Genomic DNA, 22561 nt, shown 5'->3' with positions numbered 1-22561 from the left:
GTTTCTTGGTCCACCGCGGGGTAAGTCCCCGTGGTAGGGCGTAAACGTTCCATTCATACAAAGCCATCAATTCCTCGACAACGAGGATGAAAGGGAGACATTACGTGTTTGACGTAAATCTCTTCGACGAGCTCCGCATCGGTCTGGCCACCGCAGACGATATTCGTCGCTGGTCCAAGGGCGAGGTCAAAAAGCCTGAGACCATTAACTACCGCACTCTGAAGCCGGAGAAGGACGGCCTCTTCTGTGAGCGCATCTTCGGCCCCACCCGTGACTGGGAGTGCGCTTGTGGTAAGTACAAGCGCGTCCGCTACAAGGGCATCATCTGTGAGCGCTGTGGCGTTGAGGTCACCAAGTCCAAGGTTCGCCGTGAGCGCATGGGCCACATTGAGCTGGCCGCTCCGGTAACCCACATCTGGTACTTCAAGGGCGTTCCGTCCCGCTTGGGCTACCTGCTGGACCTGGCTCCGAAGGATCTCGAGCGCATCATTTACTTCGCCGCCAATATCATCACCTCCGTGGATGAAGAGGCTCGCCACAACGATCAGTCCACCCTGGAAGCAGAAATGCTCCTGGAGAAGAAGGACGTTGAGGACGATACCGAGTCCGAGATCGCAGAGCGCGCCTCCAAGCTGGAGTCTGACCTGGCTGAGCTGGAAGCAGCCGGTGCCAAGGCCGATGCCCGTAAGAAGGTAAAGAACGCTGCCGATAAGGAAATGCAGCACATCCGCGAGCGTGGCGAGCGCGAAATCGCCCGCCTGGATGAAATCTGGAATACCTTCATCAAGCTGGCTCCAAAGCAGATGATCATCGATGAGACCATCTACGAAGAGCTGGTTGACCGCTACGAGGATTACTTCACCGGCGGCATGGGCGCAGAAGCCATCCAGACCCTGGTCCGCAACTTCGACCTCGAGGCTGAGGCCGAGGAGCTGCGCGAGATCATCAACAATGGCAAGGGCCAGAAGAAGATGCGTGCCCTCAAGCGCCTGAAGGTCGTTGCTGCCTTCCTGCGCTCCGGCAACGATCCGGCCGGCATGGTGTTGGATGCCATCCCGGTTATCCCGCCAGAGCTGCGCCCAATGGTGCAGCTGGACGGTGGCCGCTTTGCTACCTCCGACCTGAATGACCTCTACCGCCGCGTGATCAACCGCAATAACCGTTTGAAGCGCATGATCGACCTGGGCGCTCCAGAGATCATCGTGAACAACGAGAAGCGCATGCTGCAGGAGTCTGTGGACGCACTCTTCGATAACGGCCGCCGCGGCCGTCCGGTTACCGGCCCGGGCAACCGTCCGCTGAAGTCTCTGTCTGACTTGCTCAAGGGCAAGCAGGGCCGCTTCCGCCAGAACCTGCTGGGTAAGCGCGTGGACTACTCCGGCCGTTCCGTTATTATCGTTGGACCGCAGCTGAAGTTGCACGAGTGTGGTCTGCCGAAGCTCATGGCGCTCGAGCTATTCAAGCCGTTCGTCATGAAGCGCTTGGTAGAAAACGACTATGCCCAGAACATCAAGTCCGCCAAGCGCATGGTTGAGCGCCAGCGCCCAGAGGTGTGGGACGTTCTGGAGCAGGCCATTTCTGAGCACCCTGTGATGCTCAACCGTGCACCTACGCTGCACCGCCTGGGCATTCAGGCCTTCGAGCCGAAGCTGGTTGAGGGTAAGGCTATTCAGCTGCACCCGCTGGCTTGTGAGGCGTTCAACGCCGACTTCGACGGTGACCAGATGGCAGTCCACCTGCCGCTGTCCGCTGAGGCACAGGCTGAGGCCCGCGTCTTGATGCTGGCGTCCAATAACATTCTGTCCCCGGCATCCGGTAAGCCACTGGCTATGCCGCGTCTGGATATGGTTACCGGTCTGTACTACCTGACGATGGACAAGTCCGAGGACGAGATCGGTGGCAACGGCCGCTTCCGCGAGGCAGAAGAGGACAAGCCAGCAACCGGCGTTTACTCCTCCTACGCCGAGGCCCTCATGGCCTATGACCGCGGCACCGTTGGCCTGCAGGCCCCGATCAAGGTCCGCATCGATCACCTTCGTCCGCCGAAGGAGATCGAGGAGGAGCAGTTCCCGGATGGCTGGACCAAGGGCCAGGCATGGATGGGCTACACCACCATTGGCCGCGTCATGTTCAACGAGTTGTTGCCATGGAACTACCCGTACCTCGAGGGCATCATGGTCCGTAAGGGCGGCGGCTCTGGCAACAAGGTCCTCATCGGTGACGTGGTCAATGACTTGGCCAATAAGTACCCGATGATCACCGTGGCTCAGGTGCTGGACAACATGAAGGATGCCGGCTTCTACTGGGCAACCCGTTCTGGCGTGACCATCACTATGTCTGACGTTCTGGTTCTGCCGAATAAGACCGAGATCCTCGAGTCTTATGAGAAGGAAGCAGAGCGCATCGAGCGTAAGTACTGGGAGCAGGGTGCTCTGACCGAGCGCGAGCGCTACGATCGCCTGGTTGAGCTGTGGAAGGACGCTACCGATACCGTCGGTGAGGCCGTCGAGAACATGTACCCTGACCACAACCCGATTCCGATGATTGTGAAGTCTGGTGCGGCCGGTAACATGCGTCAGATCTGGACGCTGGCCGGTATGAAGGGCATGGTTGTGAACTCGCACGGTGATTACATCACCCGTCCGATTAAGACCTCCTTCCGTGAAGGCCTGTCCGTGCTGGAGTACTTCAACAACTCCCACGGTTCCCGTAAGGGTCTGGCCGATACCGCGCTGCGTACCGCTGACTCCGGCTACCTCACCCGTCGTCTGGTGGACGTGGCCCAGGACGTCATCGTCCGCGAAGAGGACTGTGGCACCCGCCAGGGCGTTCGCGTCCCCATCGGCGAGGTTTCCGGCGACAAGGTGGTTCTCTCCGAGCTGTGGGAGACCTCCGCATCCGGCCGCGTTCTCGCGACCGATGTCAAGGACGACAATGGCGAGGTCGTGGCTGAGGCCGGCTCCGACCTCACCGAGGAACTCACCCAGAAGCTGTTGGACGCCAAGGTTACTGAGGTCAAGGTTCGCTCCGTGCTGACCTGCCAGACCCCGGCTGGCGTGTGTGCCAAGTGCTACGGCAAGTCCATGGCTTCCGGCCAGCTGGTCGATATCGGCGAGGCCGTCGGCATCGTGGCGGCACAGTCCATTGGTGAGCCGGGCACCCAGCTGACCATGCGTACGTTCCACCAGGGTGGTGTCGGTGGCGATATTACCGGCGGTCTCCCGCGTGTTCAGGAGCTTTTCGAGGCCCGTAACCCGAAGAACCGCGCTCCTATCGCTTCCGTTGACGGCACCGTATCCCTGTCCGATGAGGGCAACTTCTGGACCCTGACCATCACCCCGGATGACGGTTCTGATGATGTGGTCTATGAGAAGCTCTCCAAGCGTCAGGGCCTGGCTCAGGTCCGTCGCCCGATGGAGTCCAACCCGGATGCGATGATCGAGCGTTCCCTCAAGGACGGCGACCACGTCGAGACCGGAGACCGCCTGATGCGCGGTGCGGCTGACCCGCACGACGTGCTCGAGGTCCTCGGCCGCCGTGGCGTGGAGCAGCACCTCATCAACGAGGTGCAGGCTGTGTACCGTACCCAGGGTGTGGCTATCCACGATAAGCACATCGAGATCATCATCCGCCAGATGCTGCGCCGCGGTACCGTCATTGATGCGGGTACTACGGACTTGTTGCCGGGTAACCTCATCGACCTTTCTGAGGCTAAGCAGCTCAATGCTGCTCAGGTTGCAGAAGGTGGCGAGCCGGCTCAGCTGCGCTCGGAGATCATGGGTATTACCAAGGCTTCCTTGGCTACCGAGTCCTGGTTGTCTGCTGCATCGTTCCAGGAGACCACGCGTGTGCTTACCGACGCCGCTATTAATAAGCGCTCCGATAAGCTCATCGGTCTCAAGGAGAACGTGATTATCGGTAAGCTCATCCCGGCCGGTACGGGTATTTCCCGCTACCGCAATATTTCCGTCAAGCCGACCGAGGCTGCGCGCAACGCTGCATACTCGATTCCGACTTACGGCGATTCCATCTATGGCGATGACGGCTTCGGTGAGTTCACCGGTGCCTCCGTGCCGCTGGATGAGGACTTCACTTTCTAGGGTGCAGCTGAATCTGCGTTAACGCGGGATATTGATGGCCCCGCCTTTCTGAATGACAGGAAGGCGGGGCTGTTTCCATGTTTAGGGTGTACCGCTAAACTGCTCTGCTAGTATGAATGCAGCTTTTGGCAAGGCGCCTTTAGGGGAGCGCTGCCTAAGTAGTTGAAAAATGCACACATCACGGGTGCTTGTCAGCTGCCATTGTGTAGCCGAGACTGGCTGAGATGCCGCCACATGCGCGGTGAACCGTAGAACCTGATCCGGATAATGCCGGCGAGAGGGAGGAAAATTATGTCTACTACACGTGCGTCCGCTGCCCCGAAGCGCAGTTTGAATTGGCGCGTGGTCGATATCGTGGTTGCATCTGTTCTGGGTGTAGCTTGCGGCTTCGTATTCTTGGGTTGGAACGCAGTGGGCTATGCCTGGTTCCAAGCTATGGATGCTATTACCCCGGGCTTGGGCGGTATAGCCACCGGCATTTGGCTCATTGGTGGCGTGCTGGGTGGCCTTATCATCCGCAAGCCAGGTGCAGCTGTATACGTTGAGGTCCTAGCGGCCACTGTGTCCGCAGTGCTGGGTTCCCAGTGGGGCATTGAAACCCTGTATTCCGGCTTGGCACAAGGGCTAGGCGTGGAAATCATCTTGGCTATCTTCCTGTACCGCAGGTTTGGCTTTGGAGTTTCGGTATTAGCCGGCATGGCGGCTGGCTGGGGTGCTTTTATTCTCGAGCTATTCCTTTCCGGTAACTTGGCTCGCTCCTTCGAGTTCCAAATGATTTATTTGGTTACGCTGACTATCTCCGGTGCGATCCTCGCCGGTGCTTTGGGCTTTTTCGTGGTGAAGGCGCTAGCGAAGACAGGCGCTTTGGATCGTTTCGCCGCAGGCCGCGAACAGCGCGCTTAGGGCGTATTGGCACTGTGACTGACTTTTCCACTCTGGCGGGAAGGCCCACAAAAATTACCGCCCGCGGTTTTGGCTGGACGCATGCCGGGCGCACCCAGCCAGCGTTAGCTGATATTGACCTGGTTATTGAACCGGGCGAGCGGGTATTGCTTTGCGGCGACTCTGGATCCGGAAAATCCACCTTCCTAGCTGCTATAGCCGGGGTACTGGGTTCCGATGAAGAGGGAACCCGCACCGGAGAGATCCTCTTGGAAGATTCCACTGGCGCAGTGGAAGAACCGGGACATTCCATTCCCGTAGGGCTGGTATTACAAGACCCGGATTCGCAGGTTATCTCAGCTCGGGTGGGAGACGATATTGCCTTCGGCTGCGAGAACCTAGCGTATCCGAGGGAAGAGATTTGGCGCCGCGTAGCCGCGGCCAAGGATCTGGTCGGCCCGTTCGTGGATATGGATTTTCCCACCGAGCGCCTGTCTGGTGGGCAAAAGCAACGCCTTGCTTTAGCGGGTGTAATCGCTATGGGCGCCGGTGTGGTGCTGCTCGATGAACCCACTGCCAATCTTGACCCTGCCGGCGCACGCGATGTGGTTCGCGCCGTTTCTGCACTGGTAGAAGAGACTGGGGCTACCCTTGTGGTGGTAGAACACCAGCATACGGCATGGGAAGGATTGCTTGACCGTGCCGTGGAAATTGCGCATGGGCGCATCGTGGCCGATGGTCCCTTTGAGCAGGTAGCACGGCGCCGCCGTGTCGAAGGGCTCCCCCAGGCGCGCGAGTTGGGCGATGGTGCAGCTGGGGAAGGCGACGCTGCACTCTGGAGTAAGGATTTGGTTACTCGCTTCGGCCCACCGCGCACGATTTCTCTGCCGGCGGGCGCTTCGACTGTGATTACAGGTCCCAATGGTGCAGGAAAATCAACATGGTTAATGACCATGGCGGGCTTGCTGCCGGCCATATCCGGCGAGATCGGAGTGGCAGACTTTGTGCGCCGCGGGGTCAAGGGGCCACCGATTCGGTGGAAGTCTCGTGAGTTGGCAGACCGCATTGGATTCGTATTCCAAAACCCGGAGCACCAGTTCGTTTCGCGCACCGTAGCGGAAGAGCTGCGCGTCGCGCCAAAGGTCATGCGAGTAAAACCGCCAGAAGAGCGCATAGCCCAATTGGTGGATTCCCTGCGCCTAGAGCACCTTTTGGAGGCTAATCCCTTCACGCTTTCTGGAGGCGAGAAGCGCCGCCTTTCAGTAGCTACTGCGTTGGTAACGTCACCTGAGGTGGTACTCCTTGACGAGCCTACTTTTGGACAGGACCCGCAGACCTTTGTGGAGCTGGTGCGCTTGCTACGCGAGCTAGCCGATGGTGGCACCACCGTTGCCTCCATCACCCACGATCCTTTGTTTATCCAGGCTTTAGGGGATCATCATGTGGAGGTGGATGGTGCCTAACCTTTTGCGCGGAGCCAATCCGCTCACCCGAGTGTTTATGATGTTTATCTGGGTCACTCCCATTTTAGCGTCCATTGACTGGGTTTCGGCAGCGGTATCGTTAGTGCTTACTCTGATTTTCGCCCCGTTATGCGGGGTATCGTGGGCGCGAGTCTTTAAGGCCGGATGGTTCCTCTTCTTGGTCGCCCCGATTTCCGGCATTTCAATGCTGCTTTATGGTGAACCCAGCGGCACCGAATACTTCCACTGGGGGCTTATTCATGTCACCGAAAATTCCCTTAGCCTGGCCATCGCTATTACGTTGCGCGTCTTTGCCGTAGCTTTGCCCATGGTGGTGCTCGCCCGTGATATCGACCCTACGGAGCTGGGTGATGCTCTCTCGCAGATCTTGAAGCTGCCGTCGCGTTTTGTCATTGGTGCAGTGGCCGGTGTGCGCATGATGACGCTTTTTCAATCTGATTGGCAGTCGCTGGGGATGGCGCGCAGGGCGAGGGGGCTGACGGACGTCGGCAAGCTGAAGCATCTGCTTACTATGTCCTTCGGGCTATTGGTCATCGCGCTGCGCCGCGGTGGCAAATTGGCCACGGCTATGGAAGCGCGCGGATTCGGCCGAACACCACCGGGAGGAGGGGCACGTACATGGGCGCGTCCCTCCCGGTTGCATGCCCGTGATGGGTGGATTATGGCCCTAGGTACTGTCCTCGCTTTTGTACCGGTGGTAGTTTCGGTACTCACTGGGGCCTGGAGATTCTTCGGCCTATAAACCGCGAAAGCAGTGATTGAGCGACCATGGACTTTGATAGCCAACAAGAGCGCCTTTTAGAGGACGTCGTCAAGCTGGCGGCAGCCAGAAAGCGTGCCTTCAAGCCAGTGACCGTGCTTATCGACGGCCCTTCGGGTGCCGGAAAAACCTGGACTTCCGCCGCGCTGGCCGAGCGCACCAACTGGCGCGTGGTACACCTCGATGAGTTCTACCCCGGCTGGCACGGCCTGGACAAGGGCTCTGACATGGTGGCAGAACAGGTATTGCGCACCATGAATCCCGGCTATTGGCGCTGGGATTGGGAGGCGGACAGCCCTGGAGACTGGGCTAGCCTCGACGTGCGCGATGATCTCATCGTGGAAGGGGTGGGCTCCGTAACCCCGGCCAATATCGCAGCCGCAAAGGAGAGGGGAACGGTAGTTAGCGTGCTTATCGACGGCCCCCGGGACCAACGCCGCGAACGCGCCATCGCCCGCGAGCCCGACTACGAGCAGTGGTTTGAAACCTGGGAAGCACAGGAAAAGGACTACTTTGCCACCAAGGCTGCTGAGGCTGATTTAGTTTGGGAATGGTCCTAGCAGGAAGAAGGTGCCGATCGCGTTTTGTATAAAGCGTGATCGGTTTGCTAGTCTAAACGGCAGTTCACTATGCGTGCCTTGCTGGCGCGCGGTGAAGAGTCTGATCCTTAACAAGGCACCGACCTTGGGAAGAGTTCTGGACATGCGGCAGCGCCCCGGGAAAGAGCGCCCATTTTTGCATGTTTGGTTCTTTTCCTTCGGTATTGGTGCAATTCGACAGAAAGACTGTTAAATGCCAACTATTCAGCAGCTGGTCCGCAAGGGCCGCCACGATAAGCGTAAAGAGGTTTCCACCGCTGCGCTGAAGGGTTCCCCGCAGCGTCGCGGTGTATGCACCCGCGTGTACACCACCACTCCTAAGAAGCCGAACTCCGCACTGCGTAAGGTTGCTCGTGTTCGCCTGACCACCGGTATTGAGGTTTCCGCCTACATTCCGGGCGAGGGCCACAACCTGCAGGAGCACTCCATGGTCCTCGTTCGCGGCGGCCGTGTGAAGGACCTTCCTGGTGTTCGTTACAAGATTATCCGCGGCGCTCTGGATACCCAGGGTGTCAAGGACCGTAAGCAGGCACGTTCCCGTTACGGCGCAAAGAAGGGACAGTAATAAACAATGCGTAAGAATGCTGCTCCGAAGCGTCCTGTAGTCAAGGACCCGGTATACAACTCCGAGCAGGTAACCATGCTCGTCAACAAGATCCTCCAGGACGGCAAGAAGTCCACCGCAGAGCGTATCGTCTACGGCGCTCTCGAGGCTTGCCGCGAGAAGACCGGCACCGATCCGGTTGGCACCCTGGAGAAGGCATTGGGCAATATCCGCCCAGACCTTGAGGTTCGCTCCCGCCGTGTCGGTGGCGCTACTTACCAGGTGCCGGTTGAGGTTCGCCCTGACCGTGCAAACACCCTGGCACTGCGCTGGATGGTGACCTTCACCCGCCAGCGTCGCGAGAACTCCATGATTGAGCGTCTCGCAAACGAGATTCTGGATGCCTCCAACGGCCTCGGCGCTTCCGTTAAGCGTCGTGAGGATACTCACAAGATGGCTGAGGCTAACCGAGCCTTCGCTCACTACCGCTGGTAATTTCAGCACTCATTTCAATGGCCCAAGCAACGAGAAGAAAGTTTCGCGCTGGCTGCCGGCAGGTTTTCTCCGGCGGCGACACAAAACTACATATCTCTTGCTTGGGTCATTTTTTGCCCTAATGGGTGTGATTTCTGGGCGGTATGCCCGCCCGGTCCAGCGGCATCGTGGAGTGTCCAGTACACTGAAGCGATGGAAGTCTAGGGGCAGGATGCCCCGAGGACGGCCAAATAGTGGCAAAAATATACATGACCTTATCCATGCAGGCGTCATAGCCAGAAACCTGGTCACGGCGTCGACGACTATTAAGTTGGGGTATAAACGTGGCACAAGAAGTGCTTAAGGATCTGAACAAGGTCCGCAACATCGGCATCATGGCCCACATCGATGCTGGTAAGACGACCACCACCGAGCGTATTCTCTTCTACACCGGTATCAACCGTAAGGTGGGCGAGACCCACGACGGTGCGTCCACTACTGACTGGATGGAGCAGGAGAAGGAACGCGGCATCACCATTACCTCCGCTGCCGTGACCTGCTTCTGGAATAACAACCAGATCAACATCATCGACACCCCGGGTCACGTTGACTTCACCGTTGAGGTTGAGCGTTCCCTGCGTGTTCTTGACGGCGCCGTCGCAGTCTTCGACGGTAAGGAAGGCGTTGAGCCGCAGTCCGAGCAGGTGTGGCGTCAGGCTGCTAAGTACGATGTTCCGCGTATCTGCTTCGTTAACAAGATGGACAAGCTGGGCGCTGACTTCTACTTCACCGTTCAGACCATCATTGACCGCTTGGGCGCTAAGCCGCTGGTTATGCAGCTGCCTATCGGCGCTGAGGATGACTTCGACGGCGTTGTCGACCTGCTGAATATGCAGGCAATCACCTGGCGTGGCAAGGTCGAGACCGGCGCTGAGCCTACCTACGAGGAAATCCCAGAGGACCTCAAGGACAAGGCGGAAGAATACCGCGAGAAGCTGGTTGAGACCGTTGCTGAGTCCGACGAAGAGCTCATGGAGAAGTACTTCGGCGGCGAGGAGCTGACCATTGACGAGCTCAAGGCCGGCATCCGTAAGCTCACCATCAACTCCGAGGTCTACCCGGTTTATTGCGGTACCGCCTACCGCAACAAGGGCGTGCAGCCACTGCTCGACGCTGTGGTTGACTTCCTGCCAAGCCCGCTGGACGTCGGCGAGGTTATCGGCCACGAGGTAGGAAACGAGGACAAGGAGCTTACCCGTAAGCCTTCCGTTGAGTCCCCGTTCTCCGCACTGGCATTCAAGATTGCTGCTCACCCATTCTTTGGCCAGCTCACCTTCACCCGCGTCTACTCCGGCCAGGTCACCCCGGGTACCGAGGTTATGAACTCCACCAAGGGCAAGAAGGAGCGCATCGGTAAGCTCTTCCAGATGCACGCCAACAAGGAAAACCCTGTTGAGCAGGCAGACGCCGGTAACATTTATGCTGTTATCGGTCTGAAAGAGACCACCACCGGTGACACCCTGTGTGACAAGGATAACCAGATCATCCTCGAGTCCATGGACTTCCCGGATCCGGTTATCAAAGTTTCCATCGAGCCGAAGACCAAGGCTGACCAGGAGAAGCTGGGTACCGCTATCCAGAAGCTCGCAGCTGAGGACCCAACCTTCACCGTCGAGCTGGATGAGGAGACCGGCCAGACCGTTATCGGCGGCATGGGCGAGCTCCACCTCGACGTTCTTGTTGACCGCATGAAGCGCGAGTTCAAGGTTGAGGCGAACATCGGTAACCCGCAGGTTGCTTACCGTGAGACCATCCGTAAGAAGGTTGAGTCCATGGAGTATACCCACAAGAAGCAGACCGGTGGTTCCGGTCAGTTCGCAAAGGTTATCTGCACCATCGAGCCGTACAACCCGGACCCAGAGACCTTGGAAGAGGGCGAGTCCGCAACTTACGCATTCGAGAATGCCGTCACCGGTGGCCGCGTTCCGAAGGAATACATTCCTTCCGTTGACGCTGGTATCCAGGACGCAATGCAGTACGGCTACCTGGCAGGCTTCCCGATGGTTAACATCAAGGCCACCCTGGAAGACGGCGCTTACCACGACGTCGACTCCTCCGAGATGGCCTTCAAGCTGGCCGGCTCCCAGGTCTTCAAGGAAGCAATGGCCAAGGCAAAGCCAGTTCTGCTGGAGCCGATGATGGCCGTTGAGGTTGTCACCCCTGAGGAGTACATGGGCACCGTTAACGGTGACATCTCCTCCCGTCGTGGCCAGGTCTTCGCTATGGAGGACCGTTCCGGCGCGAAGGTCGTTAAGGCTAAGGTGCCGCTGTCCGAGATGTTCGGTTACATCGGTGACCTGCGTTCTTCCACCGCTGGCCGCGCAAACTTCACCATGGTCTTCGATTCCTACGCAGAGGTTCCATCCTCCGTTGCACAGGAGATCATCGAGGAGCGCACCGGCAGCGCTAACTAAGCAGTAGCCCCGTTCCACCCGCGGTTTGTCCGGGCTGGTAATCTTCGCCAGTAGATGCCAGACCCGCCGCGGAGCGGGACAACTGGGCCAGGGTAGCGGCGGGCTGAGTTTGCAGCTTAACCATCTAGGTTGTGAATTGAGCCGGCCGTTACCCTCCCAGGATCCTTTTTAGAAGATTCTTGTCGAGGGAAATGGCCGCGATATTTCGCGGGGTTACCTCCTATAACGGCGGTTTGAAAAAACCGTGGCATAAATCTAGGATCGTGTAACTGGCACGTAAAGAAAGCGTCATTAGCGCTTTGCCCCACATACTGTGGGTCGGGTGCCAATGACAACTGTCAACCACGTGGCTGCGAAGGTCGTAGCCACCATATAGTCCAGGAGGACATACAGTGGCAAAGGAGAAGTTCGAGCGTACGAAGCCGCATGTGAACATCGGCACCATCGGACACGTCGACCACGGCAAGACCACCACCACCGCAGCGATCACCAAGGTTCTGGCTGACCAGTACCCTGAGGAGAACCAGGCATTCGCGTTCGATATGATCGACAAGGCTCCTGAGGAGAAGGAGCGCGGTATTACCATCAACATCTCCCACGTTGAGTACTCCACCCCGAAGCGCCACTACGCACACGTTGACGCTCCGGGCCACGCCGACTACATCAAGAACATGATTACCGGCGCTGCTCAGATGGACGGCGCTATCCTGGTTGTTGCTGCAACCGATGGCCCGATGCCGCAGACCCGCGAGCACGTTCTGCTTGCTCGCCAGGTTGGCGTTCCTTACATCCTCGTTGCGCTGAACAAGTGCGACATGGTTGATGATGAGGAAATCATCGAGCTCGTTGAGATGGAGATCCGTGAGCTGCTCGCAGAGCAGGATTACGATGAGGAAGCTCCTATCGTTCACATCTCCGCTCTGAAGGCCCTCGAGGGCGATGACAAGTGGGTACAGTCCGTCGTTGATCTGATGGAAGCCTGCGACAACTCCATCCCGGATCCGGAGCGCGCTACCGACCAGCCGTTCCTGATGCCTATCGAGGACATCTTCACCATTACCGGCCGCGGTACCGTTGTTACCGGCCGTGTTGAGCGTGGCCGTCTGAACGTCAACGAGGACGTTGAGATCATCGGTATCCAGGAGAAGTCCCAGACCACCACCGTTACCGGTATCGAGATGTTCCGCAAGATGATGGACTACACCGAGGCTGGCGACAACTGTGGTCTGCTTCTGCGTGGTACCAAGCGTGAGGACGTTGAGCGTGGCCAGGTTGTTATCAAGCCGGGCGCTTACACCCCGCACACCAAGTTCGAGGGCTCCGTCTACGTCCTGAAGAAGGAAGAGGGCGGCCGCCACACCCCGTTCATGAACAACTACCGTCCGCAGTTCTACTTCCGTACCACGGACGTTACCGGTGTTGTTCACCTGCCAGAGGGTACCGAGATGGTTATGCCTGGCGACAATGTTGAGATGTCCGTTGAGCTCATCCAGCCGGTCGCTATGGACGAGGGCCTGCGCTTCGCTATCCGCGAGGGCTCCCGCACTGTCGGCGCTGGCCGCGTTACCAAGGTTATCGAGTAATCGATACCTCGTAACCGCTCAGTAGAGCTAAAAAGAATCCGCTTCACCTTTGGTGGGGCGGATTTTTTGATCCTTAACCCACTTTCTCCTTGGCGGGGGTGGCGAAGCGGGAAAATAGGGCACTAAAGTGCCGATGAACAGGGGATATGGCGTTCACGATTGTTGAACACTTATAGTACTTATTTAATTGAATGAAATTAACTTGGGGGTGAATATCTTCGCCCGCACCCCGACCTCTTGCCTGTCGCCGTCGCTGGGTAATCTTGGCGGATATGGATGACCCCACCCGCATCGATCCCACTCTTGAGTCCCTCCGTCGCGCCTGGGAAGGCCAACCCGACCTCAGTCTCGCCACCTTCTTTGCCATGCTGGCTAATCGGGGCATCGGTTGGGGTGCGAGCGATGCGGAGCTGGTAGCGGAGTTGCAGCGACAAGCGGCCGTGCATCCACCGCTTCTGCCCTTGGATAACGGACGCATTGCGGAAGGGGAGTGGCTGGTGCTTGCCGACGCCCCCACTAACCGCATTACCGCCACCCCCACCCACGTCATCGTGCGCCGTCCACAAGCTCAACCCGTGGTATGGGCATATGATTCCATTCGCCCAACCGGGCCCGGCCGGCCTTTTACCATTCGTGATACAGAAGGCTTCGAGCACCGCTTTGGCGTGGTTACCAGCCTCATGCGGTTGAGCACTACGTGCCCAGACCTCAAGGGCCTGAAGCGGCAGGAGTTAGGCGATTTCGTCTTTGTTCTTCGCTTCTCCGGGGCCATTGGCGTTCTTGACCATGGGTTACACCTATTTGCCAAGGAAAATCGCCGCGTTACTCGCCAGGATTATTCTTGGCAGCGAATAGAAAAATGCCGCCCCGGAGAGGAACTGGAAGTGATCCTCGGGGGCGGCGAATCGGCCCGTTTGGGGGCCATTGAAGAGGTCCTAGTGGCAGAGACCCCGAACCCGCTATTCGGATAGGTCCTTCAGAGGTCCAACCTTGCTGAATTGCAGTTTATAAATGGTGTCCAAATCCGCGTCCGGGAAAGCCGCGCGGAAATCGCGTTCATTGGTCTCCACGGCGCCAGTAAGGCGCTCCACCGGGGTATCCGGATTGGCCGTGACCGTGTACTGCAGGGTAGGGCGGGCACGGTCATAAGCCACGAGCCGCTCCACGTGCTCGACGCCCTTAATTCCATCCAGATCCTGGGCCACAGCACCGGCAATAGCGTTCATCGACGTCGTGATAGATCCCTTGTCATTAGACGATGCAGACTCCACGTTATTAAAGCGACGGTGGCGCAGGTTAGCTACCACGAGCCACAGGCCTACGATAAGCAGTAGTGCGGAACCACCGGCCAGCGCCCAGACCCACCAGTCATTGTCCGCCAACGTCTTCCACGCATCGTGGTCCACCCACAGGGCTAAGTACTTGGCAAACTCCACATTGAAGTGGATAAGGATGGGCCACACGCCCAAAGCGATGAGGATTATTCCCAGCAGGCCGAGCAGGATACGGTCAAAAGTAGCAAGTTTTCTAGACATTGTTATCCAACTCCGGAATCTTTTCTACAGCTACGGTGACCTGTGGCGGATTCTTTAAGTGCGCCAGGCACTGCGTAACCGCGGTCTCTACTCGGCCCTGCAGCTCGGCATCGTCGGTATCACCATTGACGGTGACCTTAGCGGTCTTTTTATCCGCTGAGGTCTGTGCGGAGGCAACGCCCGGCACGCGGCGAGCAGTCGCCGAAGATAGGCGAGCGATATCTACCGGCCGCATCCACATGGACGCGGTATCGGAAGCCAGCTGCAGGTGCGTTGTGCGGCGCGTCTTTAGCGTTGCAAATAGGAAGATAAGGCCGACGATGATGGATGCGACACCGGCCCAAATCATCCAGGTCTGCAGCTGTTCAGTGGCGATGAGGTTAAGTACTGGCTGTACCCACGATTGGGCATCGGAGCCAGAACCTACAAGCCACGTCTCGCGCACGCCGACGATGCCCGCGGCGATCAGAAGCAGCCCTAGAATCACAGCCCACGATCGCGCCGCTGGAGACGCCTTCGGCTGCTGCCCAAAGTGTTCAGGCATGTGCTGTTCAGCCATGGTTGCCTCCTTGTGGGCGGTAGGGGTTTATGGAAATGGCGCGCAACGGCTCCGGTCGTGGCACATCCACGTGCAGTGGGCGAGGGTTGGCCGGGGTGACCTCAATACGTTTGAGTGCTTGTGGTCGAGGGGCTTGTACCTTTCGCGCAGGAACGGACTTAGGGGTCTGCACGCGGCGCGGTGTCCACTCGTGGCGGATCTCGATATCACGCAGCGGCTGCGGCCGAGGAGCTGATACCTTTACTTTTCGCGACAGCGGGCGAACCTGTCCGCTGGGGACCAGCTTGGCTGGGCGCGGTGCCGCCACGCTGTGAACGTGTACCGGCTTAGGCTCTTTGAGAGGCCGCAGCGCATGTTCACCTGGGGAAGAGATTTCGCGCAGGTGGTGGTCAGGGAGATCAGCAGAGACACTGCGTACCTCAGCCTCGCGCGGAGTGTTTACGGACCGCACCGCGATGTCGGAGTCCAGGGCAGTGACGCTGCGCACCGGTGTTTTCTGCGGCGTGGCAATGCTGCGTACGTTGACCGACTCGGCAGTGACCGGCTGCCAGACCGGCGAGGGCGTGATGTGCGGCGCGACGGCAGCAGCAACCTGGCGCTGCTCCACTTCTGCCGCTGTGACCCGATTGCCCGGAACGGAACCGCCAACGGTGACATTAACGCGTGTCGTGGAATAACCGGTATGTGCCGCGATGGCTTCTGAAATGGCGGTGCGGGTATGCTCCGCCACCGTAGTAACCGGCGAGGGCCACACCACGCCGATAGTGGCGTTGACGGCCGCTACCTCGCGCTCCGAGTCCATTTGGACCGAGACCCGTGGAAAACCGCGGCCGCCGATGCCCGCTAGCTTGGCCTCTATGGCCTTGGTGCCGGGCACGCTAGCGATCGCGGCGGTAACGATGTGTTCCATGGTCCGCAGCGAGATACGCGTGTGGCCCTGAGTGGAACTATCTGTCATTAACCTTGGCCTTTCTCCTTACCAATGAGGCCATTCCACACAGAGGTGAGATCGATACGGCCATCAAAGTGTGCTCCCACGATTCCGCCAATGGCAGCAAGGAGTACGGCGAGCAAAGTAGGACCCCAGCCTAGGTACAAAAAGAAGGCAAGAATAAGGCCGGAAATGATGCCCAAAGTGGTGTAATTTTTCATATCTATTCCTTCGATGGAGCAGCGGATAAGCCATCCACGGCGTCAGAAAACTCAACGTCAATGCGCTGCAGTTCGGGACATGCCCCACGTGCGGCGGACCGGATATCTTCTGCCAAGGCATAAAGGTCCGGCGCCGCGCTGATATCGACGCGGATGTTGATCTGCAGGTGGCGATCATCGCGCGGATTGGGTCGCCGCATGCCGACGATGCGCTCGCCTGGGAGGTACAAACTCACCGAACCGAACGAACCGCCGTCGAGTGCAGCGACGCCGCGGACTTTCGTGACGGCCTCTGCAATAGCGCGGGCGTGGCTTACCTCGAGCTCGAAATGTGCTCGGGGCTCAGGCATTGGGCTTAGGCCTGACCCTGGTTCAAAGCAGCCTGGTCTTCAGACTCGGACTCATCCTTCGGCAGCTTGACATCGTGAACAACAACGTTGACGCGCTCGACGCTCAGGCCGGTCATGCGCTCTACAGCATTCATGATGTTGCGGCGGATAGCCTCAGCGAGCTCGTGGATGGCCACGCCGTACTCAGCCGTAATTGCAATCTCGATGCGGGCGGAGCCTTCTGCTACCTCTACGTCTACGCCCTGGCGGACGTCCTCGGAAGCACCGAAGGACTCGCGAATATTGCCGATCATGCGGGCGCCGCCGCCACCCAATGAATCCACGCCGGAAACCTCGCGGGCTGCGATGCCGGCAATCTTGGAGACCACGACATCGTCGATGGTGGTGGTGCCGTACTGGGTTTCCAGGTTGTTATTTACCTCGCGCTCCTCGGAAGCCGGAACCTGGTTATCGGTATTTTGTGCAGGAGTCTTGTTTTCAGACATGAGTGTTTGTGCCTTTCTTTATCGAGTGCTGTGAGAAAGCGGTATTCAACTATCTAGGCAGGACAAATTGTCCATAGCCAATGACACCGAGCTTAGATACTTCTCCGGCAATCGTGGGGTGCGGAGCAACAAAATTATCCAAAACGTGATTTTTGGCACGGTTTAATACGCGGCTTGAAAAACCGCAGCCCAACATGCTTAAATACAAAGGTTGCTTTAACAGGGCAGCGAGAACCGAGATGTGGTGCGAGCGACGGACGTCGTCAAGCACAGTCTTGGGGAGACGCTGAGCTGGTAAAGCGAACATGACACCTTCGTTGTCGCCATGTTTCAGGGGAACTTGAAACATTGACTGGAAGGTCATCCGATCGGGCTAGGTCCGCGTTAGAGCAGTGACACCCCGAGAAGATGGACCGGAGAAGGGGCATGGCAAATAAACAGCGGCAGTAGACGAATTGGACACTCTCCACGTGTAATGCGTGAAAACCGTCCTCTTCACAATACTTTGACCACGGGTCTTGTACCCCGTCGAGAGCACTGCGTTCTGGCGCTTGCCATGTACCGCAACTCTTGGTCGTCATGACAGTCAGACCACTGGCGTTGTGTCAGGCCCCCAAGCCCGGACAACGTTATAGAGAAATCGAGAAGCAATTTCCCACCGCTTCACGCCCCGGAAACGCCGGGAATGTGAAAGTGGGGAAGCGAGGAAGAGGATAAGCGTGGCGGGACAAAAAATCCGCATTCGGCTGAAGGCCTATGACCACGAGGCTATCGACGCTTCTGCAAAGAAGATCGTCGAGACCGTTACCCGTACCGGTGCTCGTGTAGTCGGCCCAGTGCCGCTCCCAACCGAGAAGAACGTATACGCAGTTATTCGTTCTCCGCACAAGTACAAGGACTCTCGCGAGCACTTCGAGATGCGCACTCACAAGCGCCTGATCGACATTCTCGACCCAACCCCGAAGACCGTTGATGCTCTTATGCGCATCGATCTTCCGGCAAGCGTCGACGTGAACATCCAGTAAGCGACTTTGGTGGAGAACAAATAATGAGTGAAAACGAGATCAAGGGCATTCTGGGCAAGAAGCTCGGCATGACCCAGGTCTTCGACGAGGACAACCGCGTTGTACCGGTTACCGTCGTCGAGGCAGGGCCATGCGTTGTCACCCAGATTCGCACCCCCGAAACCGATGGCTACAGCGCCATCCAGATCGCCTTTGGCGAAATCGACCCACGCAAGGCAAATAAGCCGGTTGGTGGTCACTTCAAGAAGGCTGGCGTAACCCCACGCCGTCACGTTGCGGAAATCCGCATGGACGACACCTCTGCTTATGAGGTTGGCCAAGAGGTCAAGGTTGACATCTTCGAGGGCATCACCTTCGTTGACGTCACCGGCAAGACCAAGGGCCACGGCTACGCTGGTGCCATGAAGCGCCACGGCTTCGCAGGCCAGGGCGCAGCTCACGGTAACCAGGCCGCTCACCGCCGCGTTGGTGGCATCGGCGGCGCTGCTACCCCGGGCCGCGTCTTCAAGGGCAAGCGCATGGCTGGCCGTATGGGCCAGGACCGCGTGACCACCCAGAACCTGAAGATTCAGAAAATCGATGCCGAGTCCAACCTGCTGCTCATCAAGGGTGCTATCCCTGGTGCGCGCGGCGGCCTCGTCACCGTTAAGACCGCAGTGAAGGGCGGTGCACACGCATGAGCAACCTCAAGCTAGACGTCCACACTTCCGAGGGTAAGACCAACGGCTCTGTAGACCTGCCTGCTGAAATCTTTGACACCGAGGCATCCATTGCTCTGATGCACCAGGTTGTTAACGCTCAGCTTGCTGCTGCACGCCAGGGCACCCACGCAACCAAGACCCGCGGCGATGTCCGCGGTGGTGGTCGCAAGCCTTTCCGTCAGAAGGGCACCGGCCGTGCACGCCAGGGCTCCATCCGCGCACCGCATTACACCGGTGGCGGCACCGTCCATGGCCCACAGCCGCGCGACTACGCACAGCGCACCCCTAAGAAGATGATCAAGGCTGCTCTCTTCGGTGCACTGTCTGACCGTGCTCGCAACGAGCGCATCCACGTCATCGAAGAGCTCGTACCGGGCCAGAAGCCGTCCACCAAGTCGGCTAAGGCCTTCCTCGAGTCCCTGACCGAGCGCAAGAACGTGCTCCTGGTCATCGGCCGCGAGGACATCAACGCTCGTCGTAGCGCTAATAACCTGCCTAACGTTCAGATCCTGGACGCTGGCCAGCTCAACACCTACGACGTTCTCTACTCCGATGACGTTGTGTTCTCCGTTGAGGCGCTACACACCTTCATCAACCGCGCAACCGGCGCGGATAAGGAGGAGAACTAATGGCTAAGATTTCTAACCCACGCGATATCATCATCGCCCCGGTTGTATCCGAGAAGTCCTACGGTCTGATGGAGCAGAACGTGTACACGTTCTACGTCTCCACGGACTCCAATAAGTCCCAGATTAAAGATGCCGTAGAGCAGATCTTTGACGTCAAGGTCGACTCCGTGAACACCGTGAACCGTGCAGGCAAGCGTAAGCGCACCCGCACCGGTTACGGCCAGCGTAAGTCCACCAAGCGTGCATATGTGACGCTCCGTGAAGGCAGCGACTCCATCGACGTCTTCGGCGGCGGCGCTTAAGCGTCACCGGAGAGCCGAAAGGAAAAGGAAGAATTATGGCTATTCGTAAGTACAAGCCGACAACTCCGGGTCGCCGCGCATCCTCCGTTTCTGAGTTTGACGAGATCACTCGTTCTACTCCGGAGAAGTCCCTGCTGCGCCCGCTGAGCAAGACTGGTGGCCGTAACAACTACGGCCGCATCACCACCCGCCATATCGGCGGTGGCCACAAGCGCCGTTACCGTCTGATCGACTTCCGTCGTAACGACAAGGACGGCATCCCGGCAAAGGTCGCTCACATCGAGTACGACCCGAACCGCACCGCAAACATTGCACTGCTTCACTACGTTGATGGCGAAAAGCGCTACATCATCGCCCCTAAGGGTCTGAAGCAGGGCACCATCGTAGAGTCCGGCCCGAATGCAGATATCAAGGTTGGCAACAACCTGCCTCTGCGTAATATCCCGACCGGTTCTACCATCCACGCTGTTGAGCTCAAGCCGGGTGCTGGCGCTAAGCTGGCTCGCTCCGCTGGTGCTTCCATTCAGCTGCTGGGTAAGGAAGGCAAGTACGCAGTTCTGCGTATGCCGTCTTCCGAAATCCGCCGTGTGGATATCCGCTGCCGCGCCACCGTTGGTGAGGTTGGCAATGCCGAGCAGATGAACATCCGCTGGGGCAAGGCCGGCCGTATGCGTTGGAAGGGCGTTCGCCCGACCGTCCGCGGTGTCGTAATGAACCCGGTTGACCACCCACACGGTGGTGGTGAGGGTAAGACCTCGGGTGGTCGCCACCCTGTGTCCCCATGGGGCCACAAGGAGGGTCGCACCCGCAACCCGAACCGTTACTCCAACAACATGATCGTGCGCCGTCGTCGCCCGAACAAGAAGCGCTAAGAGGAGGTAAACAATGCCACGCAGCCTTAAGAAGGGCCCGTTCGTCGATGAGCACCTCCTCAACAAGGTGGATGCTCAGAACGATGCAGGCACCAAGCAGGTCATCAAGACCTGGTCTCGCCGCTCGACCATTCTCCCCGATTTCATCGGTCACACCTTCGCCGTCCACGACGGCCGCAAGCACGTGCCGGTTTTCATCGAGGACTCCATGGTCGGCCACAAGCTGGGCGAGTTTGCACCAACCAAGACCTTTAAGGGTCACGTCAAGGATGACAAGAAGGGACGTCGATAAGCGATGAGTGAGACCATCACCTCCGCATCCGCCACGGCCCGCTACGTCCGCGTCACCCCGATGAAGGCACGTCGCGTGCTCGATCTGGTCCGCGGCAAGTCCGTAAGCGAAGCCCTGGCTATCCTGAAGTACGCACCGCAGGGTGCTTCCAAGCCAGTTGCTAAGGTCGTTGCTTCTGCAGCCGCTAACGCTGAGAACAACTTCGGCCTCGACCCACGTACCCTGGTCATCTCCGAGGCTTATGCCAACGAGGGTCCGACCATGCGTCGTTTCCAGCCGCGTGCACAGGGTCGTGCATTCATGATTCGTAAGCGCACCAGCCACATCACCGTGGTGGTCGAAAGCCAGCAGGAAGGGGCCAAGTAATGGGCCAGAAGATCCATCCTCACGGCCTACGTTTGGGCATCACTTCCGACTGGAAGACCCACTGGTTCGCCGATAAGGACTACGCGAACTACGTAGCCGAAGACATCAAGATTCGTAACTACCTCAACAAGGGCCTCGAGCGCGCCGGCATTGCCGACGTCGTTATCGAGCGCACCCGCGACCGCGTCCGCGTCGACATTCACACCGCCCGCCCGGGCATCGTGATTGGCCGCCGCGGTGCTGAGGCTGACCGTATCCGCCGCGAGCTGGAAAAGCTCACCGGCAAGATGGTTGCCCTCAACATCCTCGAGGTCAAGCAGGTAGACGCAAACGCAACCCTGGTTGCTCACTCCATCGCGGAGCAGCTGGTTAACCGCGTCGCATTCCGTCGTGCAATGCGCAAGGCTATCCAGTCCGCTATGCGCCAGCCACAGGTCAAGGGCATCAAGATTCTGCTGTCCGGCCGCCTGGGTGGTGCTGAAATGTCCCGCGTTGAGCGCTACCACGAGGGTCGCGTTCCGCTGCACACTCTTCGCGCCGAAATCGATTACGGCACCGCAGAGGCCCACACCACCTTCGGCCGCATTGGCATCAAGGTGTGGATCTATAAGGGTGACGTCGTCGGTGGCGTACGCGAGTCCGAACTGAACGCTCCGGCACAGGGCCGTGGCCGTGACCGCAATGGTCGCTCCCGCCGCGGTGGCCAGCGCCGCCAGCGTGCACAGCAGAAGCAGGAGGGCTAATCCATGCTGATTCCTAAGCGTGTTAAGTACCGCCGTCAGCACCGCCCGAACCGTCGCGGCGTGTCCAAGGGCGGTAACCGCATCAACTTCGGCGATTACGCTATCCAGGCTCTCGAGCCGGCGTACATCACCAACCGTCAGATTGAGGCCGCACGTATTGCCATCAACCGCCACGTCAAGCGTGGTGGCAAGGTGTGGATCAACATCTTCCCGGACCGTCCGTTGACCCAGAAGCCGCTCGGCGTTCGTATGGGTTCCGGTAAGGGCCCGGTTGAGAAGTGGGTGGCTAACGTTAAGCCGGGCCGCGTACTTTTCGAGATGAGCTATCCGAACGATGCCGTTGCAATTGAGGCTCTGCGCCGCGCTGGCCAGAAGCTTCCTTGCAAGGTCCGTATCATCAAGAAGGAGGACCAGTTCTAATGGCAACCGGTACCCCCGCCCACGAGTTCCGTGAGCTCGACAATGCTGAGCTGCAGTCCCGCCTGAAGGATGCGAAGGAAGAACTGTTCAACCTTCGCTTCCAGAAGGCCACCGGCCAGCTGACCAACAACCGCCGCATCGGCACGGTTAAGCGCGACATTGCCCGCATCTACACCGTTCTGCGCGAGCGCGAGCTGGGCCTGTCCGTTGCTCCGGGAGCTGAGGCTTAA

Annotated in this window: 27 protein-coding genes; 20 read left to right on the top strand and 7 right to left on the bottom strand. The window is 58.6% G+C overall.

Annotated elements, in window-relative coordinates:
• The first annotated feature begins 104 nt into the window (after positions 1–104).
• The 10 genes from QP904_RS04100 to QP904_RS04055 all read left to right on the top strand — a co-directional run bounded on the left by QP904_RS04100 (position 105) and on the right by QP904_RS04055 (position 13871).
• Complete coding sequence (locus QP904_RS04100) at positions 105–4100, top strand: DNA-directed RNA polymerase subunit beta' (protein WP_023020532.1); 3996 nt, start codon at positions 105–107, stop codon at positions 4098–4100.
• Positions 4101–4391: 291 nt separating this feature from the next.
• A complete protein-coding gene (locus QP904_RS04095; RefSeq protein WP_200288279.1) occupies positions 4392–5003 on the top strand; it encodes an ECF transporter S component in 612 nt (203 codons plus the stop codon).
• Between the two features lie 14 nt (positions 5004–5017).
• The gene (locus QP904_RS04090) at positions 5018–6445 is read left to right on the top strand and encodes an ABC transporter ATP-binding protein (protein WP_284835574.1); all 1428 of its coding nucleotides are present in this window, start codon (positions 5018–5020) and stop codon (positions 6443–6445) included.
• The gene (locus tag QP904_RS04085) at positions 6438–7208 is read left to right on the top strand and encodes an energy-coupling factor transporter transmembrane component T family protein (RefSeq protein ID WP_284835643.1); all 771 of its coding nucleotides are present in this window, start codon (positions 6438–6440) and stop codon (positions 7206–7208) included. Before QP904_RS04090 ends, QP904_RS04085 begins: the two co-directional genes overlap by 8 nt.
• Before the next feature lie 26 nt (positions 7209–7234).
• Positions 7235–7786, top strand: coding sequence for a nucleoside/nucleotide kinase family protein (locus QP904_RS04080; RefSeq protein ID WP_023027806.1), 552 nt, complete (start codon positions 7235–7237; stop codon positions 7784–7786).
• Between the two features lie 232 nt (positions 7787–8018).
• Positions 8019–8390: a 30S ribosomal protein S12 gene (rpsL, locus tag QP904_RS04075; protein ID WP_005322866.1), complete on the top strand. Its 372-nt coding sequence runs from the start codon at positions 8019–8021 to the stop codon at positions 8388–8390.
• A gap of 6 nt (positions 8391–8396) precedes the next feature.
• Positions 8397–8864, top strand: a complete 468-nt coding sequence (gene rpsG / locus QP904_RS04070; RefSeq protein WP_005322865.1) for a 30S ribosomal protein S7 — start codon at positions 8397–8399, stop codon at positions 8862–8864.
• Positions 8865–9187: 323 nt separating this feature from the next.
• Complete coding sequence (gene fusA / locus QP904_RS04065; protein WP_023020537.1) at positions 9188–11317, top strand: elongation factor G; 2130 nt, start codon at positions 9188–9190, stop codon at positions 11315–11317.
• A 392-nt stretch (positions 11318–11709) separates the two neighbouring features.
• On the top strand, positions 11710–12900 hold the full coding sequence (gene tuf / locus QP904_RS04060) for an elongation factor Tu (RefSeq protein ID WP_284835573.1): 1191 nt from the start codon (positions 11710–11712) through the stop codon (positions 12898–12900).
• Between the two features lie 272 nt (positions 12901–13172).
• Positions 13173–13871, top strand: coding sequence for a hypothetical protein (locus tag QP904_RS04055; RefSeq protein WP_023020542.1), 699 nt, complete (start codon positions 13173–13175; stop codon positions 13869–13871).
• Here the strand turns inward: QP904_RS04055 and amaP are convergent.
• The 7 genes from amaP to QP904_RS04020 are packed head-to-tail and all read right to left on the bottom strand — an operon-like array spanning position 13860 to position 17345.
• Positions 13860–14435 (bottom strand): alkaline shock response membrane anchor protein AmaP, encoded by a 576-nt coding sequence (gene amaP, locus QP904_RS04050; RefSeq protein WP_023020543.1) that lies wholly within the window; start codon positions 14433–14435, stop codon positions 13860–13862. The two genes, QP904_RS04055 and amaP, sit on opposite strands and share 12 nt — an antisense overlap.
• Positions 14428–14994 carry a DUF6286 domain-containing protein gene (locus tag QP904_RS04045; RefSeq protein ID WP_023020544.1) on the bottom strand — a complete coding sequence of 189 codons (567 nt, stop codon included), beginning with the start codon at positions 14992–14994 and terminating at the stop codon, positions 14428–14430. The genes amaP and QP904_RS04045 overlap by 8 nt, the downstream gene beginning before the upstream one ends.
• On the bottom strand, positions 14987–15952 hold the full coding sequence (locus QP904_RS04040) for an Asp23/Gls24 family envelope stress response protein (RefSeq protein ID WP_284835572.1): 966 nt from the start codon (positions 15950–15952) through the stop codon (positions 14987–14989). Before QP904_RS04040 ends, QP904_RS04045 begins: the two co-directional genes overlap by 8 nt.
• Entirely contained in the window at positions 15952–16146 is a 195-nt protein-coding gene (locus tag QP904_RS04035; RefSeq protein ID WP_005322852.1) for a hypothetical protein, read from the bottom strand. The genes QP904_RS04040 and QP904_RS04035 overlap by 1 nt, the downstream gene beginning before the upstream one ends.
• Before the next feature lie 2 nt (positions 16147–16148).
• Positions 16149–16496, bottom strand: coding sequence for a hypothetical protein (locus QP904_RS04030; protein WP_049358636.1), 348 nt, complete (start codon positions 16494–16496; stop codon positions 16149–16151).
• Between the two features lie 5 nt (positions 16497–16501).
• A complete protein-coding gene (locus QP904_RS04025) occupies positions 16502–16981 on the bottom strand; it encodes an Asp23/Gls24 family envelope stress response protein (RefSeq protein ID WP_086589073.1) in 480 nt (159 codons plus the stop codon).
• A 49-nt stretch (positions 16982–17030) separates the two neighbouring features.
• On the bottom strand, positions 17031–17345 hold the full coding sequence (locus QP904_RS04020; protein WP_248100355.1) for a hypothetical protein: 315 nt from the start codon (positions 17343–17345) through the stop codon (positions 17031–17033).
• 355 nt (positions 17346–17700) lie between these two features.
• Between QP904_RS04020 and rpsJ the strand changes: the two genes are divergently transcribed.
• From rpsJ to rpmC, 10 genes are read left to right on the top strand one after another with little or no spacing between them, the layout of a single operon-like run.
• Entirely contained in the window at positions 17701–18006 is a 306-nt protein-coding gene (rpsJ, locus tag QP904_RS04015; protein WP_003848085.1) for a 30S ribosomal protein S10, read from the top strand.
• 23 nt (positions 18007–18029) lie between these two features.
• Complete coding sequence (gene rplC / locus QP904_RS04010) at positions 18030–18686, top strand: 50S ribosomal protein L3 (RefSeq protein WP_023020549.1); 657 nt, start codon at positions 18030–18032, stop codon at positions 18684–18686.
• Entirely contained in the window at positions 18683–19336 is a 654-nt protein-coding gene (gene rplD / locus QP904_RS04005; protein ID WP_005322847.1) for a 50S ribosomal protein L4, read from the top strand. The genes rplC and rplD overlap by 4 nt, the downstream gene beginning before the upstream one ends.
• Positions 19336–19638: a 50S ribosomal protein L23 gene (gene rplW / locus QP904_RS04000; protein WP_023020550.1), complete on the top strand. Its 303-nt coding sequence runs from the start codon at positions 19336–19338 to the stop codon at positions 19636–19638. The genes rplD and rplW overlap by 1 nt, the downstream gene beginning before the upstream one ends.
• 35 nt (positions 19639–19673) lie before the next feature.
• Positions 19674–20510: a 50S ribosomal protein L2 gene (gene rplB, locus QP904_RS03995; RefSeq protein WP_023020551.1), complete on the top strand. Its 837-nt coding sequence runs from the start codon at positions 19674–19676 to the stop codon at positions 20508–20510.
• A gap of 13 nt (positions 20511–20523) precedes the next feature.
• Positions 20524–20802, top strand: a complete 279-nt coding sequence (gene rpsS / locus QP904_RS03990) for a 30S ribosomal protein S19 (protein WP_005276936.1) — start codon at positions 20524–20526, stop codon at positions 20800–20802.
• 3 nt (positions 20803–20805) lie between these two features.
• Positions 20806–21168 (top strand): 50S ribosomal protein L22, encoded by a 363-nt coding sequence (gene rplV / locus QP904_RS03985; protein ID WP_005276938.1) that lies wholly within the window; start codon positions 20806–20808, stop codon positions 21166–21168.
• Positions 21168–21911, top strand: a complete 744-nt coding sequence (gene rpsC, locus QP904_RS03980; protein WP_023027807.1) for a 30S ribosomal protein S3 — start codon at positions 21168–21170, stop codon at positions 21909–21911. The genes rplV and rpsC overlap by 1 nt, the downstream gene beginning before the upstream one ends.
• Positions 21912–21914: 3 nt before the next feature.
• Positions 21915–22331: a 50S ribosomal protein L16 gene (gene rplP / locus QP904_RS03975; protein WP_023020553.1), complete on the top strand. Its 417-nt coding sequence runs from the start codon at positions 21915–21917 to the stop codon at positions 22329–22331.
• A complete protein-coding gene (rpmC, locus tag QP904_RS03970) occupies positions 22331–22561 on the top strand; it encodes a 50S ribosomal protein L29 (protein WP_005322842.1) in 231 nt (76 codons plus the stop codon). The genes rplP and rpmC overlap by 1 nt, the downstream gene beginning before the upstream one ends.

Source organism: Corynebacterium nasorum (assembly GCF_030229765.1).
Classification (GTDB): domain Bacteria; phylum Actinomycetota; class Actinomycetes; order Mycobacteriales; family Mycobacteriaceae; genus Corynebacterium; species Corynebacterium kefirresidentii.
The sequence above is the reverse complement of the archived record's forward strand: the minus strand, read 5'-3'. Positions and strand labels throughout refer to the sequence as shown.

Excerpts from the sequence above, each read along its gene's own strand:
- QP904_RS04095 (WP_200288279.1), top strand. The coding sequence starts at position 4,392 with ATGTCTACTACACGTGCGTCCGCTGCCCCGAAGCGCAGTTTGAATTGG.
- QP904_RS04080 (WP_023027806.1), top strand. The coding sequence starts at position 7,235 with ATGGACTTTGATAGCCAACAAGAGCGCCTTTTAGAGGACGTCGTCAAG.
- rpsL (WP_005322866.1), top strand. The coding sequence starts at position 8,019 with ATGCCAACTATTCAGCAGCTGGTCCGCAAGGGCCGCCACGATAAGCGT.
- rpsG (WP_005322865.1), top strand. The coding sequence starts at position 8,397 with ATGCGTAAGAATGCTGCTCCGAAGCGTCCTGTAGTCAAGGACCCGGTA.
- QP904_RS04055 (WP_023020542.1), top strand. The coding sequence starts at position 13,173 with ATGGATGACCCCACCCGCATCGATCCCACTCTTGAGTCCCTCCGTCGC.
- amaP (WP_023020543.1), bottom strand. The coding sequence starts at position 14,435 with ATGTCTAGAAAACTTGCTACTTTTGACCGTATCCTGCTCGGCCTGCTG.
- QP904_RS04045 (WP_023020544.1), bottom strand. The coding sequence starts at position 14,994 with ATGGCTGAACAGCACATGCCTGAACACTTTGGGCAGCAGCCGAAGGCG.
- QP904_RS04040 (WP_284835572.1), bottom strand. The coding sequence starts at position 15,952 with ATGACAGATAGTTCCACTCAGGGCCACACGCGTATCTCGCTGCGGACC.
- QP904_RS04035 (WP_005322852.1), bottom strand. The coding sequence starts at position 16,146 with ATGAAAAATTACACCACTTTGGGCATCATTTCCGGCCTTATTCTTGCC.
- QP904_RS04030 (WP_049358636.1), bottom strand. The coding sequence starts at position 16,496 with ATGCCTGAGCCCCGAGCACATTTCGAGCTCGAGGTAAGCCACGCCCGC.
- QP904_RS04025 (WP_086589073.1), bottom strand. The coding sequence starts at position 16,981 with ATGTCTGAAAACAAGACTCCTGCACAAAATACCGATAACCAGGTTCCG.
- QP904_RS04020 (WP_248100355.1), bottom strand. The coding sequence starts at position 17,345 with ATGACCTTCCAGTCAATGTTTCAAGTTCCCCTGAAACATGGCGACAAC.
- rplC (WP_023020549.1), top strand. The coding sequence starts at position 18,030 with ATGAGTGAAAACGAGATCAAGGGCATTCTGGGCAAGAAGCTCGGCATG.
- rplD (WP_005322847.1), top strand. The coding sequence starts at position 18,683 with ATGAGCAACCTCAAGCTAGACGTCCACACTTCCGAGGGTAAGACCAAC.
- rplW (WP_023020550.1), top strand. The coding sequence starts at position 19,336 with ATGGCTAAGATTTCTAACCCACGCGATATCATCATCGCCCCGGTTGTA.
- rplB (WP_023020551.1), top strand. The coding sequence starts at position 19,674 with ATGGCTATTCGTAAGTACAAGCCGACAACTCCGGGTCGCCGCGCATCC.
- rpsS (WP_005276936.1), top strand. The coding sequence starts at position 20,524 with ATGCCACGCAGCCTTAAGAAGGGCCCGTTCGTCGATGAGCACCTCCTC.
- rplV (WP_005276938.1), top strand. The coding sequence starts at position 20,806 with ATGAGTGAGACCATCACCTCCGCATCCGCCACGGCCCGCTACGTCCGC.
- rpsC (WP_023027807.1), top strand. The coding sequence starts at position 21,168 with ATGGGCCAGAAGATCCATCCTCACGGCCTACGTTTGGGCATCACTTCC.
- rplP (WP_023020553.1), top strand. The coding sequence starts at position 21,915 with ATGCTGATTCCTAAGCGTGTTAAGTACCGCCGTCAGCACCGCCCGAAC.
- rpmC (WP_005322842.1), top strand. The coding sequence starts at position 22,331 with ATGGCAACCGGTACCCCCGCCCACGAGTTCCGTGAGCTCGACAATGCT.